This is a genomic window from Nocardia sp. NPDC003979, assembly GCF_053605015.1.
The window spans coordinates 676,583-693,483 of record NZ_JBSGIJ010000002.1 but is presented as its reverse complement, the minus strand read 5'-3'; the positions used below and the strand labels follow the sequence as shown (position 1 = coordinate 693,483).

11 protein-coding genes are annotated in these 16,901 nt (G+C 66.1%); all 11 read left to right on the top strand.

All coding sequences use genetic code 11. The features are described 5' to 3' along the window. Positions 1-195 precede the first annotated feature (195 nt). On the top strand, positions 196-1,962 hold the full coding sequence (locus ACWEVR_RS06815) for an alpha/beta hydrolase-fold protein (protein ID WP_452466170.1): 1,767 nt from the start codon (positions 196-198) through the stop codon (positions 1,960-1,962). Between the two features lie 113 nt (positions 1,963-2,075). Then, positions 2,076-2,579: a DUF732 domain-containing protein gene (locus ACWEVR_RS06810; protein ID WP_067494883.1), complete on the top strand. Its 504-nt coding sequence runs from the start codon at positions 2,076-2,078 to the stop codon at positions 2,577-2,579. Beyond that, positions 2,579-3,568, top strand: coding sequence for a cutinase family protein (locus ACWEVR_RS06805; protein WP_452466126.1), 990 nt, complete (start codon positions 2,579-2,581; stop codon positions 3,566-3,568). Before ACWEVR_RS06810 ends, ACWEVR_RS06805 begins: the two co-directional genes overlap by 1 nt. A gap of 153 nt (positions 3,569-3,721) precedes the next feature. Continuing rightward, on the top strand, positions 3,722-4,741 hold the full coding sequence (locus tag ACWEVR_RS06800; RefSeq protein ID WP_067494879.1) for an LLM class F420-dependent oxidoreductase: 1,020 nt from the start codon (positions 3,722-3,724) through the stop codon (positions 4,739-4,741). 213 nt (positions 4,742-4,954) lie between these two features. Beyond that, entirely contained in the window at positions 4,955-6,868 is a 1,914-nt protein-coding gene (gene fadD32, locus ACWEVR_RS06795; RefSeq protein WP_452466125.1) for a long-chain-fatty-acid--AMP ligase FadD32, read from the top strand. 94 nt (positions 6,869-6,962) lie between these two features. After that, complete coding sequence (gene pks13, locus ACWEVR_RS06790; protein ID WP_452466124.1) at positions 6,963-12,128, top strand: polyketide synthase Pks13; 5,166 nt, start codon at positions 6,963-6,965, stop codon at positions 12,126-12,128. Between the two features lie 5 nt (positions 12,129-12,133). Continuing rightward, positions 12,134-13,678, top strand: coding sequence for an acyl-CoA carboxylase subunit beta (locus tag ACWEVR_RS06785; RefSeq protein ID WP_067494870.1), 1,545 nt, complete (start codon positions 12,134-12,136; stop codon positions 13,676-13,678). Between the two features lie 408 nt (positions 13,679-14,086). Next, entirely contained in the window at positions 14,087-14,389 is a 303-nt protein-coding gene (locus ACWEVR_RS06780) for a WXG100 family type VII secretion target (protein ID WP_452466123.1), read from the top strand. An 8-nt stretch (positions 14,390-14,397) separates the two neighbouring features. Further along, a complete protein-coding gene (locus tag ACWEVR_RS06775) occupies positions 14,398-14,697 on the top strand; it encodes a WXG100 family type VII secretion target (protein ID WP_378667622.1) in 300 nt (99 codons plus the stop codon). Between the two features lie 30 nt (positions 14,698-14,727). Then, positions 14,728-16,392, top strand: coding sequence for a hypothetical protein (locus tag ACWEVR_RS06770; RefSeq protein ID WP_452466122.1), 1,665 nt, complete (start codon positions 14,728-14,730; stop codon positions 16,390-16,392). Between the two features lie 50 nt (positions 16,393-16,442). After that, positions 16,443-16,859, top strand: a complete 417-nt coding sequence (locus ACWEVR_RS06765; RefSeq protein ID WP_452466121.1) for a hypothetical protein — start codon at positions 16,443-16,445, stop codon at positions 16,857-16,859. The last annotated feature ends 42 nt before the right edge of the window (positions 16,860-16,901 follow it).

The following is a 16,901-nucleotide window of genomic DNA, read 5'->3' as shown; positions in this document are numbered from 1 at the left end:
TGAGAAGACCGGCTCACCCGCAGGGTGGGCCGGTCTTTTTGCTGTGCGGGCGCTTCGCGTGTCTTCCCCGGTTATCGGCCGGTACTGCGGTACAACGTGACGGAGGCTGTGTCCCAGGGTGGGGATAGGAGGTCGCGCGTGTTGCAGAAACATCGTCTCCGGGCGCCGATTCGGCGGATCCTCGGAATCGCGGCCATGACCGCCGCCCTGCTCGGTCCCGCGCTCGCCGTTCCCGCGCCCGCACAGGCCGCGGTGGCGTCGGTGCAACGGGTGGAGTGGCTGACGGACCGACGGGTGGCCCTGACAGTGTTCTCGCCCGCCATGAACACCCCCATCCAGGTGCAGATGCTGCTGGCCCGCGACTGGCACGCCCGGCCCGACGCCGCGTTCCCGATGATGCTGATGCTCGACGGCCTGCGCGCCCAGGACGACGAGAACGGCTGGACCAAAGACGCCGACGCCGAAGGCTTCTACGCCGACAAGAACGTGAACGTGGTGCTGCCGGTGGGCGGTCAGTCCAGCTTCTACTCCGATTGGCTCGAGCCCAACAACGGTCATGTGTACAAGTGGGAGACCTTCCTCACCAAGGAACTCCCGCCGGTGCTCGAACGTGATTGGCGCACGACGGATGTGCGTGGCGTCCAGGGGCTTTCGATGGGCGGCACGGCCGCGATGAACCTGGCGGGCCGCAACCCCGGCCTGATGAAGTACGTGGCCTCGTACTCGGGCCTGCTCACCACGACGACGCTCGGTATGCCGCAGGCGATCGAATTCGCGGTCCGCGACGCGGGCGGGTTCGAATCGTCGGCGATGTGGGGTCCGCCCGGCAGCCCGGAGTGGGCCGCCCACGACCCCTATCTGCTCGCGGAGAAGCTCAAAGGCGTGAGCATGTACGTCTCGAGCGGCAGCGGATTGGCGGGCAGCCACGATCAGGCGGGCGAGATTCCGCTGCTGAGCGAGAACTGGGCGGGCACCGGGCTGGAGATCCTCTCGCGTTTGTCGACGCAGAATTTCGTGACCAAGCTGGAGAAGCTCGCGATCCCGGTGCAGGCGAATTACCGTCCGGCGGGAACGCATTCGTGGCCGTACTGGGATTTCGAGATGCGTCAGTCGTGGCCGCAAGCCGCGGCTGCGCTGGGCACGGAGCCCGGTGGGGCGCAGTGCGCGGCGGGTGGGGCGATCGGTTCGGTTGTGCAGGTGGCGAATTGGCTCGGCGGGTGCGTCACGGGGGAGTACGCGGCGGGCGCCGGCGTGGTGCAGGACTTCATGAACGGCCGGGTGTTCCATTCGGCCGCGACCGGTACCCACGCCGTCGGCGGCCGGATCGGCGGCACGTATGCCGGAATCGGCGGCGCCGCTTCGCCGTTGGGCCTGCCGACCGGCGACGAGCACGGCCTGCCCGACGGGCGCGGCCGCATGCAGACCTTCGAGGGCGGCTCGATCTACTGGACGCCGCAGACCGGCGCGCAGGTGGTACGCGGCGCCTTCCTCGAGGAATGGGGCAGGCAGGGCTTCGAGGGTGGGCCCGCGGGCTACCCGCTGGCCGCCGAGGCACGCACACCAAGCCGCGAAGGCGCGGTGCAGGCCTTCGAGCACGGCACCATGTTCCACAGCGCCGCCACCGGCGCGCACCGCGTGGAGGGTTTCATCCTCGACAAGTACGCCCAGCTCGGATTCGAGAACAGCCCGCTGGGGTTCCCGGTGTCGGGTGAGCTGCCGCTGAAGGACTTCGGCCGGGCCACCCGGTTCGAGGGCGGCACCATCTACTGGAGCCCGCTCTCGGGTGCCTTCGTGGTGCGACCGGGCCCGCTGGCCGACGCCTGGGCCGCACAGGGCTTCGAGAACGGCCGGCTGGGGTATCCGGTGAGCGACGAGTTCACCGTTCCGGGTGGTGTGCAGCAGAACTTTCAGACCGGGTTCATCGTGGTGCGCGACGGCAGATCCGAAGTGCACGGTGTGTGAGCTCGGGCTGAGAACTCGCTGAGGTTCGTGCCGGGGCGCCCGGACCACCCGTGTGTCCGGCTAGCCTTGGCAGCGACCGCTCCCCTGACTAACGATCGAGGAAAGACATCTTCATGCATCGGATCCCTGGCAAGGTAGCCGGATCGGTCGCGGCCCTCGCGGCCGTCGCCCTGCTGTCCGCCTGCGGCGACAACGACTCGACCGCCTCGCAGACGCCGACCCTTTCGTCGAGCGCGAGCGCCGCCGCGTCGGCGACCACGCAGGCTCCCGCCACCTCGGCGGCCGAGGACACCACCTCGGCGGCGCCGGAGTCCGAGACCTCGGCGCCCGAGCAGCCACAGGTCGCGCCGACGGTCGAGGAGACCCCGGCCACCGGTAAGGACAAGGCGTTCCTCGACGAGCTCGGCAAGAACGGCATCCATCCGGCCGACCAGACCAGCGCGATCACCGCGGCCACCTACATCTGCTCGGCGAAGAGCACCGGCGCGAGTGACGCCGACATCGCCACCTTCGTCGCCGCGATGGCCGGCACCGACGCCGCGTTCGACCCGGCCAAGATGGACGTCAACAAGGCCGCCGAGATCTACATCGCGGCCGCGAACTCCACCTACTGCTGATGAATCCCCGACCGACGCGACGTACCCGCAGGTTCTGGCCTGCGGGGTGTCTGACGGTACTCGCGCTGCTCGTCCTGGCGATCATCGTCATCGTGCTGCTGTGGTACCTGCTCGCGGGCCGGTTGCGTGAGCCGGGGCCGACACCGCCCGGGCCCCCGCCACCGACGTCGCAGTCGGCGGACTGTCCCGATGTGATGTTGCTGTCGATTCCCGGTACCTGGGAGTCGGCGAGCAACGACGACCCGTACAACCCGACGGCCAATCCGATCTCGCTGATGCTCAGCATCACCAATCCGCTGCGCGCCCAGTTCCCGGACAACCGGCTCGAGGTGTACACCGTGCCCTACGTGGCACAGTTCTCCAACCCCATCGCCATCCCGCCCGACGGTCAGGCCTCCTACAACAACAGCCGCACCGAAGGCACCGCGCGGGCCACCGACATCCTGGCCCAGCGTCACCAGCAGTGCCCGCTCACCACCTACGTGATCGCCGGGTTCTCCCAGGGCGCGGTGATCGCCGGTGACGTGGCCGCCCAGATCGGCGCGGGCAACGGCCCGATCCCCGCCGACCGGGTCCTCGGCGTCACCGTGATCGCCGACGGCCGCCGTACCGCGAACACCGGCCCCGGCCAGCCGACCGAGATCGGCGACCCGCCGCCTGCGGGCGAGGGTGCCGAAGTCGCGTTGCGGGGGGTGAACGTGCCGGGAATCACGATGACCGGCCCGCGTGAGGGTGGTTTCGGCGAGCTGGCACCGAAGGTGTTCTCCATCTGCGCCCCCGGCGACATGATCTGCGACGCGCCGCGCGAAGCGCTCAATCCGGTGAACGCGCTGGGCAGTCTCGCTGCGCTGATCCGGTCGGCGGGCAACCCGGTGCACGCGCTCTACGCCAGCAATACCGTCGACGGGCAGGGCACCACCGCCACCCAGTGGACGGTGAACTGGGCGAGCGAGCTCATCCAGAACGCCCCCCATCCACCGCATTCCTGAGTTTCGCAAGACGAGGTTGTCACAGTCACAGGGCCGCCATGTTTGGCGTGGTTCATGCCTCGCTGTGACATCCGCAGTACTGTTCGCTCGCACGCTGTAAAGTGCGCTGGTGATTGCGCCCGAACACACCGGAGAGCCAGGAGCGAAGAGTTCATGACCGAAGCTGGGGCACCCGTCGGTGAGCTGACCGCGCTGGGTACGCCGCTGCGTCCGTTCCGTTTCGCCGCGGCGGGCGAGGGCAACAAGCAGGAGGGTGGCGCGCGCAAGTTCGTCCAGACGGCACAGGAAGCCGAGGAGATGGGTTACGACACGTTCGTCGTGCCCGATCACCTGGGTGACCAGATCGGCCCGATCGCCGCGCTGGGCGCACTCACGCAGGCCACGAGCAAGATCCGGCTGGGCACCTCGGTGCTGGCCAACGGATTCCGCCATCCCGTCGTGCTCGCCAAGGACCTGGCGACCATCGACGTGCTGTCCAAGGGCAGGCTGGAAGTCGGCGTCGGCGCGGGCTGGATCAAGGAAGAGTTCGAGAACGCGGGCATCCCGTACGAGCGTCCGGGCGTGCGCCTGGAGAAGCTCGACGAGTCGCTGACGATTCTCGACACGCTGCTGCGCGGCCAGGAATGCAACTTCGAGGGCAAGCACTACCAGGTGCGCGGCATCAAGGGCACGCCGCGCCCGAGGCAGGGCCCGCGTCCGCCGCTGTGTACCGGTGGTGGCGGCCCGAAGATGCTCGCCCTGGCGGCCAAGCACGCCGACATCGTCTCGGTGGTGCCGCAGACGACCAAGAACGGCAAGGGCCTGCTCTCGGGCATCACGCTCGAGAAGACGATCGAGAAGGTCAACATCGTCAAGGCCGCTGCCGGTGACCGGTTCGCCGACATCGAACTGAACTGGGCCATCACCGCCATCGTCATCACCGACGACCGGGAGAAGACCGCCGAGATGGCGCTGCGCGCGATCGATCGCGGCCTGCACCCGGACCTCGAGGTCGACGTGGAACTCTCGGTGGAAGATATTCTGAACTCGCCCTACGTCGCGATCGGTACGTTCGAGGAAATCGCCGAACAGATCAAGCGTGTGCGCGAACTCACGTCGATGTCGTATGTCGGCATCTTCCCCACCCAGATGGACGCGTTCGCGCCTGTCATTCCGCTGCTGCGGGAGGACTGAGCGGGGGTTCTCTGTAACATGACTCTGGTTTGAGAACATCTAGCCGATAGCGGTCTACCGCGCAGACCGCTCGAAAATCCGCAGGTTGTCAGGATGCATGCTCCGGCGTGCTCCGGGGGCCGGTGGCGATAGCGAGTCGTGGCCGCACCGGCGTCAACGTCGAAATGCGTTGGACGAATTCACCGGTGACTCGGCCTCGGAGGAGAAGAAGGAATGGAAGAGACTTTCGACGACTACCTGGACGAGACCGGGAACATCGTTATTCCCGAGGGTCGGACCCTGGTCGATCACGTCGAGAAGCACACCCGTAACGATGCGAACACGCTCGCGTACCGCTACATCGACTATTCGCGGGAACGCGACGGCGAGGTGCACGAGCTGACCTGGCAGGAGTTCGGAGTTCGGCTGCGCGCGGTGGCCGCTCGCCTGCAACAGGTGACCAACCCGGGCGACCGGGTCGCGATCCTCGCGCCGCAGGGCCTGGACTACGTGATCTCCTTCTTCGCCGCGATCTACGCGGGCACCATCTCGGTGCCGCTGTTCGATCCCGACGAACCCGGCCACACCGACCGGCTGCACGCCGTGCTCGGCGACTGCGAGCCCTCGGCGATCCTCACCGCTACCTCCTCGGCGGCAGGCGTGCGCCAGTTCTTCCGTTCGCTGCCCGCCGCTCAGCGCCCGCGCATCATCGCTGTCGACGCGATCCCCGACACCCTCGGTGACTCGTGGATCCGCCCCGACACCGCGATCGACGACATCGCCTACCTGCAGTACACCTCGGGTTCCACCCGCACCCCCGCAGGCGTGGAGATCACGCACCGCGCGGTCGGGACGAACCTGCTGCAGATGATCAACTCGCTGAACATGAACGAGAACTCGCGCGGTGTCACCTGGCTCCCGCTGTTCCACGACATGGGCCTGCTGACCGTGATCCTGCCCGCCGTGGGCGGCAAGTTCATCACCATCATGTCGCCGAGCGCGTTCGTGCGCCGCCCGTCGCGCTGGATCAACGAGCTGGCCGCCGTCTCCGACGGTGCCGGTACGTTCGCGGCCGCGCCGAACTTCGCTTTCGAGCACGCCGCCGCGCGTGGTGTGCCGAAGGCGGGCGAGTCGCTGGACCTGTCGAACGTGATCGGCCTGATCAACGGGTCCGAGCCGGTGACCGTGTCCTCGATGAAGAAGTTCAACGAGGCGTTCGCGCCGTTCGGTCTGCCCAAGACGGCCATCAAGCCCTGCTACGGCATGGCGGAGGCGACGCTGTTCGTGTCGGCGACCAAGGCCGAGGACGAGGCCAAGTACATCTACGTCGACCGCGACGAGCTGAACGCGGGCCGGATGGTTCGCGTCGAGCCGACCGCGCCGAACGCCATCGCGCAGGTCTCCTGCGGTTACGTCGGGCTGTCGCAGTGGGCCGCGATCATCGACCCGGAGTCGATCGACGATCCCAAGGGCGGCCGTGAGCTGCCCGACGGCCGGGTCGGTGAGATCTGGCTGCACGGCAAGAACATGGGCATCGGCTACTGGGGTCGCCCCGACGAGTCGGCCAAGACGTTCCGCAACAAGATCGCCGAAGCACAGCCGGGTGGGCACACCGAGGGCACCGAGCCCGGTGCCGACTGGATGCGCACCGGCGACTACGGCGTGTACTTCGAGGGTGAGCTGTACATCACCGGCCGCGTGAAGGACCTGGTGATCGTCGACGGACGCAACCACTACCCGCAGGATCTCGAGTACTCCGCCCAGGAGGCCTCGACGGCGCTGCGTCCCGGTTTCGTCGCCGCCTTCGCGGTGCCCGCCAACCAGCTGCCTGCCGAGGTGTTCGCCGCCGACAGCCACTCGGGCATCAAGTTCGACGCCGACGACGCCTCCGAGCAGCTGGTGATCGTGGCCGAACGCGGTCCCGGCGCCGGTAAGGCCGACCCGGGCCCGATCGCCGACGCGGTGCGCGCGGCGATCTCGCAGCGCCACGGCGTCACCGCGCGTGACGTGCTGCTGGTGCCCGCGGGTTCCATCCCGCGTACGTCCAGCGGCAAGATCGCCCGGCGCGCCTGCAAGGCCGCCTACCTCGAGGGAACGCTGCGCGGTGGTTACACCCAGCAGGCTTTCCCCGATGCACCGGAAGAGTAATCGGCCGACCGGCTCGGAGCTGACGCCCGGTGCGACCACACCGGGCGTCAATCCACGGCGCGCCCTGTACGCAGACAGGTAGCTTGAGGAATTGATGGCTGACAACGAGGGCACGCCCACCCAGAACCCCGACATCCCCGCGGAGCAGACCGAACTCTCGGTCGCCGAGCTGCGTGACTGGCTGCGCCGCTGGGTCGCCGACGCGACCGGCCAGTCGATCGACGCGATCACCGTCGACCGGCCGATGGAGGAGTTCGGGCTGGCCTCGCGCGACGCGCTGGCCCTCGGCGGCGACATCGAGGACCGCACCGGCGTTTCGCTGGCTCCCACGGTGATCTACCAGCACCCGACCATCGCGTCGCTGGCCGAGATCATCGTCAACGGTGAGCCGGAGGAGGTCGAGGAGTCGGCCGACGAGTACGCCGCGAGCTTCACCCCCGGTGAGGCGCACGACATCGCCGTGGTCGGCCTGTCGACGCGGTTGCCGGGCGCTGGCGACACTCCCGAGTCGACCTGGGAATTCATCATGGGCCGCGGCGACGCGATCCGTGAGCTGCCCGAGGGCCGCTGGGACGAGTTCCGCGCCGACCCGTCGGTCGCGGCGGCCATCGAGGCGGGCAACACCCTCGGCGGCTATCTGGACCAGGACGTGGTGAAGGGCTTCGACGCGGAGTTCTTCGCGATGTCGCCGGTCGAGGTGGAGCGGGTCGACCCGCAGCAGCGGCTGATGATGGAGCTCACCTGGGAGGCGCTCGAGCACGCGCGCATTCCGGCCAGTGACCTCAAGGGCGGCAAGGTCGGCGTGTTCGTCGGCTCCTCGACCAGCGACTTCCAGCTGCTCGCCTCGCTGGGTCTTGGCGATCGGGATCCGGATCTGCCCGTGTCGGCCGAGGGTTATGCCCTGCTCGGCGCGTCGACCGGTGTGATCGCGAACCGTGTCTCGTACTTCTTCGACTTCCGCGGCCCCTCGATCACCGTCGATACCGCCTGCTCCTCGACCATCGTCGCGGTGCACCAGGCGGTGCGCGCGCTGCGTGACGGCGAGGCCGATGTGGCGCTCGCCGGCGGCGTGAACATGATCCTGGCCCCGGTGATCACGCTCGGTTTCGACCAGAACGGCGCGGTCGCCAAGGACGGGCACATCAAGGCGTTCTCCTCCGACGCCGACGGCATGGTCCGTTCCGAGGGCGCGGGCCTGGTCGTGCTCAAGCGCCTCGTCGACGCCGAACGCGACGGCGACAACATCCTCGGCGTGATCAAGGGTTCCGCCGTGAACTCCGACGGCCGCTCCAACGGTCTGTTCGCCCCCAACCCCGACGCCCAGGTCGACGTGCTGCGGGCCGCCTACCGCGACGCGCGCATCGCGCCCTCCTCGGTCGACTACATCGAGGCGCACGGCACCGGCACCCCCATCGGCGACCCGATCGAGGCCGACGCGCTGGCCCGCGTCATCGGACGTGGCCGCGAGGCCGACAAGCCCGCCCTGCTCGGTTCGGTGAAGACCAACTTCGGCCACCTCGAATCCGGCGCGGGCGTGCCCGCTCTGGCCAAGGTGCTGATGTCGTTCCAGCACAACGTGATTCCGCCGAACATCAACTACGCGGGCCCGAGCCCGTACATCCCGTTCGAGCAGGCCAACCTCAAGGTCGTCGACGAGCCGACCGAGTTCCCGCGCTACAGCGGTGTCGCCACCGTCGGTATCTCCGGTTTCGGTTTCGGTGGCACCAACGCGCACGTGGTGCTGCAGGAATACGTGCCGTCGCAGCCCGTCGTCGAGGACGTCACGTCCGAGCAGGTCGCCGCCGCCCAGGTCGAGGGTGAGGAGACCACCGATGTGGTCGCCGAGGCCGTCGCGATCACCGAGGCCGCCGTCGAACCGGCCCCGCTCGAGTGGGACGGCGACCGCGAGGAGCCGCTGCCGGTGATCCTCGCCGTGTCGGCCTACCTGCCGTCGCGTCGCAAGCGTGCCGCCGCCCGGCTCGCCGACTGGCTAGAGGGTGCGGGCAAGGATGTGCCGCTGGCCGACGTGGCCCGTTCGCTGGCCAAGCGCAGCCACCAGCGTTCGCGCGGTGTCGTCGTCGCCAAGACGCACGAGGAGGCCGTGGCCGGTCTGCGCGCGATCGCCGAGGGCAAGCCGGGCGCCGGTGTGTTCACCGCCGACTCGCCCGCGTCCAACGGCCCGGTGTGGGTGATGGCCGGTTTCGGCTCCCAGCACCGCAAGATGGCCAAGCAGCTCTACACCGAGAACTCGATCTTCCGCAAGAAGGTCGACGAGGTCGACGAGCTGGTGCAGGACGAGGCCGGCTACTCGATCCGCGAGATGTTCCTCGACGACGAGCAGGACTACGACGTCGGCACCTGCCAGGTCGGTATCTTCACCATCCAGCTCGGCCTCGCCGCCGTGCTGCGCGCACACGGCGCGGAACCCGCCGCGGTGGTGGGTCATTCGATGGGTGAGGTCGCCGGCGCCTACATCGCGGGCGGTCTGTCGATCGAGGACGCGGTGCGCGTGATCTGCGCTCGCTCGCGCCTGATGGGCGAGGGCGAGCAGATGATCACCGAGGACGACGTGCGCAATATGGCACTGGTCGAACTCAGCGCCCACGACGTGGCCCAGCTGCTGCCGCGCTTCCCCGATGTGGAGTGCGCGGTGTACGCGGCGCCGACGAACACCGTGATCGGTGGTCCGCGCGATCAGGTGGAGCAGATCGTCGCCGAGGTGGAGGGCATGGGCAAGTTCGCCCGCATCCTGCCGACCCGCGGCGCGGGCCACACCTCCCAGATGGATCCGCTGCTCGGCGAACTCGCCGCCGAACTCGCCGGCATCGAGCCCACGTCGCTGAAGGTCGGCCTGTACTCGACCGTGCACGAGGGCCTGTACTTCAAGCCCGGCACCGACCCGATCCACGACGAGCCGTACTGGGTGAAGAACATGCGCCACAGCGTGTACTTCACCAACGCGGTCAAGGCCGCCGTCGACACCGGGCACACCACGTTCCTCGAGCTGGCGCCGAACTCCGTCGCGCTGATGCAGGTTCTGGGCACCACCTTCGCGGCCGGTGTGCACGACGCGCAGCTCATCCCGACCTTGAAGCGCAAGGAGGACGAGTCGGCCGGTGTCATCGGCGCGCTCGCCCAGCTCTACGTGCACGGTCATGCGGTGAACCTGAGTTCGCTGCTGCCCGAAGGCGATTACGCCGATATCCCGCGTACCGCGTTCGTGCGCAAGGAGTACTGGCCAAAGGTTTCGATGTCGGGCGGCTCGGGCAGCACCCGCGTGCCCGGCGCGCATGTCGCGATGCCCGACGGTCGCCATGCCTGGGAAGTACAGGCCGGTTCGGTCTCCGACCTGTCGGCTCTCGTGAAAGCCGCTGCCGCACAGGTACTTTCCGACGTCGCCGTCACAGTGACGCACCCGCATGCCGAGCTGCCGACCACCGGCACCCTCACCACCACCCTCACCCCGCACCTCGGTGGGGCATCGGTGCAGGTGCACGCCAAGACACCGGTCGGATTCATCCTGCTGTTCGACGCGGTCGTCACCTCCGGTGCGGCCCTGCCCGAACCGGTTGCGCCCGTTGCGGTTCCGGTTGCCGAGCCCTCCGCCGCCGAGATCGCCGTCGCCACCAGCGACCGCTGGGACCCCAACGGCAGTGAGACCGTCGAGCAGCGACTGTGCGTGATCGTCGCCGAGTCCATGGGTTACGCCGTCGAGGACCTCCCCATGGAGATCCCGCTGATGGAACTCGGCCTCGACTCGCTGATGGCCATGCGCATCAAGAACCGCGTGGAATACGAGTTCGACATCCCGCAGTTGCAGGTGTCGGCCGTGCGCGATGCCAGTCTGCACGAGGTCGCCAAGGTGCTGCGCTACGCGATCGAGCACCGCGACGAGGTCGCGGCGATGGCGGAGAAGCAGGCCGCGGCGCGGGCCGCGGGCGAAGATGTGGAACTCGGGGTCGACGCGAACTTCGTCGAGGCGGCTCGGGCCGCTATCGCGGCGGGGGATGATCCGTTGGCCGCAGCGAAGGCTGCCGGTGCTGAGCTTCCGTCGGAAAGTGCTGCGGGGGAGTCGGTTTCCGATGCTCCTGCTAGCGATGCGGCTGTCGCCGAGCCGGTCGCGGAAGAGTCCGCTGTTGCCGATATCGACTACTTCGCCGACGCCGGTGCCGACGAGGACAACGTTCCGCCACGTGACGCGGCCGAGCGGTTGACCTACGCCACCTGGGCTGTCGTCACAGGTGCCTCGCCCGGCGGCATCTTCAACACTCTCCCGATTCTGGAAGAGGAGGTCGCCGAGAAGATGGCGGCCCGCCTCACCGAGCGGGTGGGTGCCGAGGTGACCGTCGACGACGTGCTCGATTGCGAGACCATCGAGCAGCTGTCCGACATCGTGCGCGGATTGCAGGACAGCGGTGCCGATGTGGACGGGTTCGTTCGTCCGCTGCGCGCTCGCGTGGAAGGTTCCGACGCCGTGCCGGTGTTCGTGTTCCATCCGGCGGGTGGCAACACGTTGGTCTACGAGCCGCTGTTGAAGCGTCTGCCCGCCGATACCCCGATGTACGGCTTCGAGCGGGTCGACGGGTCCATCGAGGAGCGGGCCCGCCAGTACCTGCCCGAGCTGCGCAAGCTCCAGGGCGACGGGCCGTACGTGCTTGCCGGTTGGTCGCTGGGCGCGGTGCTCGCACTCCAGGTCGGTCAGATGCTGCGCGAAGAAGGCGCCGACGTGCGCTATGTCGGCCTGATCGACCTCGCGATGACCGTCGAGGACGAGGACAACAGCCCCGAGGAGCGCGTGCGCCGCCTCGAGCGCTACCAGGCCTTCGCCAAGAAGACCTACAACGTTCCCGCCGAGCTCGATCGCGAGCAGATCGAGGAACTCGCCGCTGCGACGGATTCCGAGCAGTTCGCGATGATCAGCGACCTGATCAAGCTCTCCGGTGCGAAGATTCCGGGCGGTGTGCTCGAACATCAGCGCACCTCATGGCTGGAAAACCGCGCGTTGCAGCAGGTTTCGCCGCGTCAGTACGACGGCGACGTCGTGCTGTACCTGGCCGACCGCTACCACGACGGCGCGATCGAACTCGAGCCGCGTTTCGCCCATCGCAAGCCGAACGGCGGCTGGGACGAATACATTCCCAACCTGGAGATCGTCCACATTCCGGGCGACCACCTGCAGATTGTCGACGAACCGCGGATCGGCCAGATCGGTGCCGACCTCGCCGCCAAGCTGGCCGCGATTTCCGCAAAGGGAGATTGAGTTAGTTGAGCACGACCGCCGAAAAGCTTGCCGATCTGAACCAGCGGCTCGAGCTCGCCAAAGAGCCCGCGGGCGCGAAGGGTATCGAAAAGCGGGCGCGTAAGGGCATTCCGAGTGCCCGCGACCGGATCAACATGCTGATGGATCCGGGCACCTTCGTGGAGATCGGTGCGCTGGTCCGCAAGCCCGGCGACCCGACCGCCCTCTACGGCGACGGTGTCGTCGTCGGGCACGGACAGGTCGACGGCCGTCCGGTCGCGGTGTTCTCGCACGACCAGACCGTGTACGGCGGTTCGGTCGGTGAGGCGTTCGGGCGCAAGCTGTGCGGGATCATGCAGTACGCCGCCAAGGTCGGTATCCCGCTGGTCGGCATCAACGATTCCGGTGGCGCGCGCGTGCAGGAGGCCATCAGCTCGCTGGCCTGGTACGCGTGGATGGCGACCAATGTGGAGCCGCTGTCGGGCATGGTGCCGCTGGTGTCGGTGATCCTCGGCAACTGCGCCGGTGGCGCGGTGTACCAGCCGATCTGCACCGATGTGGTGGTGGCGACCGAGTCGGCGCACATGTTCGTCACCGGTCCGAAGATCATCAAAGAGGTCACCGGCGAGGACGTGAGCCTCGAGGAGCTCGGCGGTGCGAAGACGCAGGCCGAGTACGGCAACATCCACCACGTCGCCGTCGACGAGGCCGCCGCGTTCCAGTGGGTGCGCGAGTACCTGGCCTACATGCCGAGCAGCTGCCAGGAGCTCCCGCCGGTCGTGAATCCGGGCATCGAGCCCGAGATCACCGACTCCGACCGTGAGCTGAACACGATCATGCCGGACTCCGACAACGCCGGTTACGACATGTACGACATCCTGCTGCGCATCTTCGACGACGGTGAGTTCAAGGAGATCAGCGCGGGCACCGGACCCAACATCATCACCGGTTTCGCCCGGGTCGACGGCCGCAGCGTCGGCGTGGTCGCCAACCAGCCGCTGGCCTCGGCCGGCGCCCTTGACGCACGCGCCTCGGACAAGGCCTCGCACTTCGTGCGTCTGTGCGACGCGTTCGAGATCCCGCTGATCTTCGTCGTCGACACCCCCGGCTTCCTGCCCGGCGTGGAACAGGAGAAGGTCGGCGTCATCAAGCGCGGCGGCCGCTTCCTGTTCTCCTACGTGGAAGCCTCGGTCCCCAAGATCACCCTGGTGGTCCGCAAGTCCTACGGCGGCGGCTACGCGGTCATGGGCTCCAAGCAACTCGGCGCCGACATCAACCTCGCCTGGCCGACCGCCCGACTCGCCGTGATGGGCGCCGAGGGCGCCGTCAGCCTCCTCGGCGCCGCCCAGATCGCCGCCGCCCCCGAAGACCAGCGCGCCGCCATCCGCCAAAACCTGATCGACTTCTACAACGCCAACATCGCCACCCCCTGGGTAGCCGCCGAACGCGGCTTCATCGACGCGGTAATCGAGCCCGCCACCACCCGCCTGGAACTCCGCCGAGCCCTGAAACTCCTCCAGGACAAGAAACTCCAGCGCAACCCCCGCAAACACCACGTCCTGCCTTTGTAGTTCGCCCCGACGGCCTGCCGCGTCTTCTGCGGCAGGCCGCGTTGCGCTGCGCGCTGCGGCAGGGCTGTATTGCTGCTCGAGGGCATAGCGGCTTCGTTGCATCATCGGGACGCGCTTGCTACGAGCCCGAATCAAGCATCCAGGGGTGCGGATGTCGTATCCCACTTCCCCGGACTGCGGATCGCCATGCACCGATAGACCTTCTCAGCCAATACTTCTGGCCGCGCTTCGCAGGGCCGCCTGGCGACGGATTGCACCGTGTCGAAGGCGGAAGCCCCTGCGCGGTAGTCGGACTGGCTCGCGACGGTACTCTCCGCGATCGGGATGAGCCACAAGGTCCAGGGCTGGCCTGCCCAGTGACGGGTTGATAGTGTCCGAATCTGTTGTATGCCAGAGCTAGGGGGTTCCATGAATAACAGCGTCTCGGTCATACCCGACGAAGTTCAGGAGATCGGTAGGGTCGCCTATCGGGTGGCCACCGAGCTGCGGTCCGGGGCCAACTCGCTGGATACCTCCGTCGTGCAGCTGCTCGCGTCATGGACTGGTACTGCGGCCGAGTCATACCAACGCGCGTGGGGCGACATGCAGACCGGCTCACGCCGCGTATGGGATGAACTGTTCGAACTCGCAGAAAAGCTGGGAGTTACCGCCGAGAACTTCCAGGCAACCGACACGGGTAGCGCGGAATCCATTTCCTCTCTAGATTTGTAGGGTATCGCGTGAGTGAATCATTCAGCGTAGACCTCGATGACCTCGAAGAGGTCACCATTCGTATCCGCGGATATAACCAATACCTCACCGATGGGCTCGCTGATTTGCAACAGCGGATCGACGGGCTGAATTCGTCGTGGGAAGGATTGGCCGCGGCAGCTTTCGCCGAGGCACACCGCGACTGGGGTACCGCCGTAGCGGACATAAGTAATGCATTGACCAGTTTATGTGATGCCGCAACGTCCGCCCGCAGCAGTTACTCCGACGCCGGCGATACCAATACCCGAATATTTCAGCGGCGGTCTTGATGGCCGGACAAGTTCCGAGGAATTGAATAGATGGCACCGATCAAAGTGGACCCGCAGGTATACTACGAAGCGGCAAAGTCGATGTCTGCGGGCTTGGCTGAATTGAAGAGCGCCGTCGCGGACGTATTGAATCCGCAGATGGTGGCCACTGACGGAATGGGGGGAAACGATCAGGTCTCTACCGCCTGGAATACTGAGTATTCCACCAAGTCCGGATGCTTTACAGATACGATAGTTGCGTACGGTCGTGCGCTGCATACCGTTGGCCGGATGTTCGATCTCGCCGGTTTCAACTGGCAGGTCGCGAATTACGATGCCGATGTCGAATCACGGAGCGGCGAACGCCCGACCATGCAGTACGCGCCGTCGGATCCTGGGTGGGCACGAGATAACATCAAGATTCCGGACTCGCTCCCAGCACCCTTTACGACGCCCAATCGAGGGCTCACGAGTACGCCGATCGAACTTCGCGATGACGTTCTTTCAGTATTTCGAAGTGTGGGCACGCATGTCACCGACGGCGATACCGATGCGCTACAAAAGGCTGCGGCGGCCTGGACTGCTTTCGCTGACCATGCCGCGTGCCTTGATGCGCCTGGAAGGCTACAGCAATTAACGGATTCTCTAGGATCCCTCCAGGCTCCAGAAACGCCAGATGTTGTAGACATGCTTGCTGCAATCAAGGCTGCGGTCGTCGGTATACGGTCCGCCGCATGCGGATTTGCGTCAGGAGTCGCTGACTTTTCGAGCGCCGTTACCGACTTTCGGTCGAAATTGGTGGCCGCAACACCGGGAGCGTTCCCCACCACCCTGGATGGCATGGCGGTTGCGCCGGTAACGGCCAGCGCTTCGTCCCAAGCGGTGGACATTCGGGCGTCGGTCGACTTCGATGCTTCGGAGATCAAGAGCGCTGCGACTACGCTCTCCAATGCGGTCACGGGGCATCGGGTTTATGATCTGGGTCAACAACCTAATTTTCCTGATACAGAGCAGCTGGCCGGGATCAAGGCCTCATTGGAAGAGATCGCAAACTCTCCTATCGATGAGATAGCCAACCGCGGTAGCTGGAAGTCAGGGGTGGTCAAATGCACGCTGAACCCTGAGGGGCAGCGCGACTACGGTAATGCGAATGCCAACATGAGAGAATGGATCGACGATGCGGTGCTGTATGGAAACCAAGCCGGCGTGGATCCTCGAGTAGTACTGGCGATTTTGTACCAAGAAGGAGGGGATCGCGCCGAGAGCGCCCTCCAGGAAAGTGCAAGCTGGGGCTACGATGCTTTCAGATATATCACTACAAGACCCAGGGAAGTGACTGATGGATACGGTAACTCCCTGGGAATTACGAATATGAAGGAAGAAACCTTCAATAAACTTAAAGAGAAGTATCCAGAGGAATTCGCCGGAAAACAGTGGGCGCTTGTCGCTGACGACGACTCGTTGGCCATCAAGGCGGCCGCATTCAACCTCAAGCGCATCCAAGAAGAGTACGGTGGACAGGCTACAGATGGGCTGAAGGAGAATTATACGCGGGATGAGTATTTGGCTGCTGGGTATAATTCGGAGACTAAATTCACGGATACCTACATCCCAAATGAAGAGTTCGGCCCCGCAGCCAAGGACTATATCAACCGATTTGATATCTCACGCCAGATAGCTTCGGACATGATCGATGGTGTATACACATGCAAGTAGGCCGAAAGAAAGTTTCGGGTCGTTGGCTCGGGGGTTTACTACTCATCGTCGTGATCCTGGGGGTGGCGTCATACTTTTACACGCGAGAAACGCCGAACTCCGTGGCCAGAAGACATGCCGAGGAGACGGTGATAACTGGATATGAGCGCGTGCATTTCGAATCTACCTGTGGAAACACCGGATGTGCTTACGAATACATGTATTTGGTCGATGCGGGTGACGGCTGGGTCGAGAAGATCTCCGCCCCCGGTCTGACCATGGGTGGGCGCTTTTCTCTAGCTGGTCCGGAACCTTATAACTGGGGCATGAGAGGAAAATTCGAGGATGGGTGCCATATGACCGCCAGGCCACTCGATCCGGCCTCTGAAGACCTGACGAAATGGGATATCGATCCCGCCGGCGTGCAGCGACTTCGGGCGGGAGGCCTCACGCTGGTGAGGCTGGGTTTCGTCTGCGGCGAAGGATAGACTTGGTCAGCATCACCGAGTCGCATCGCCTGCCGGTCGGGC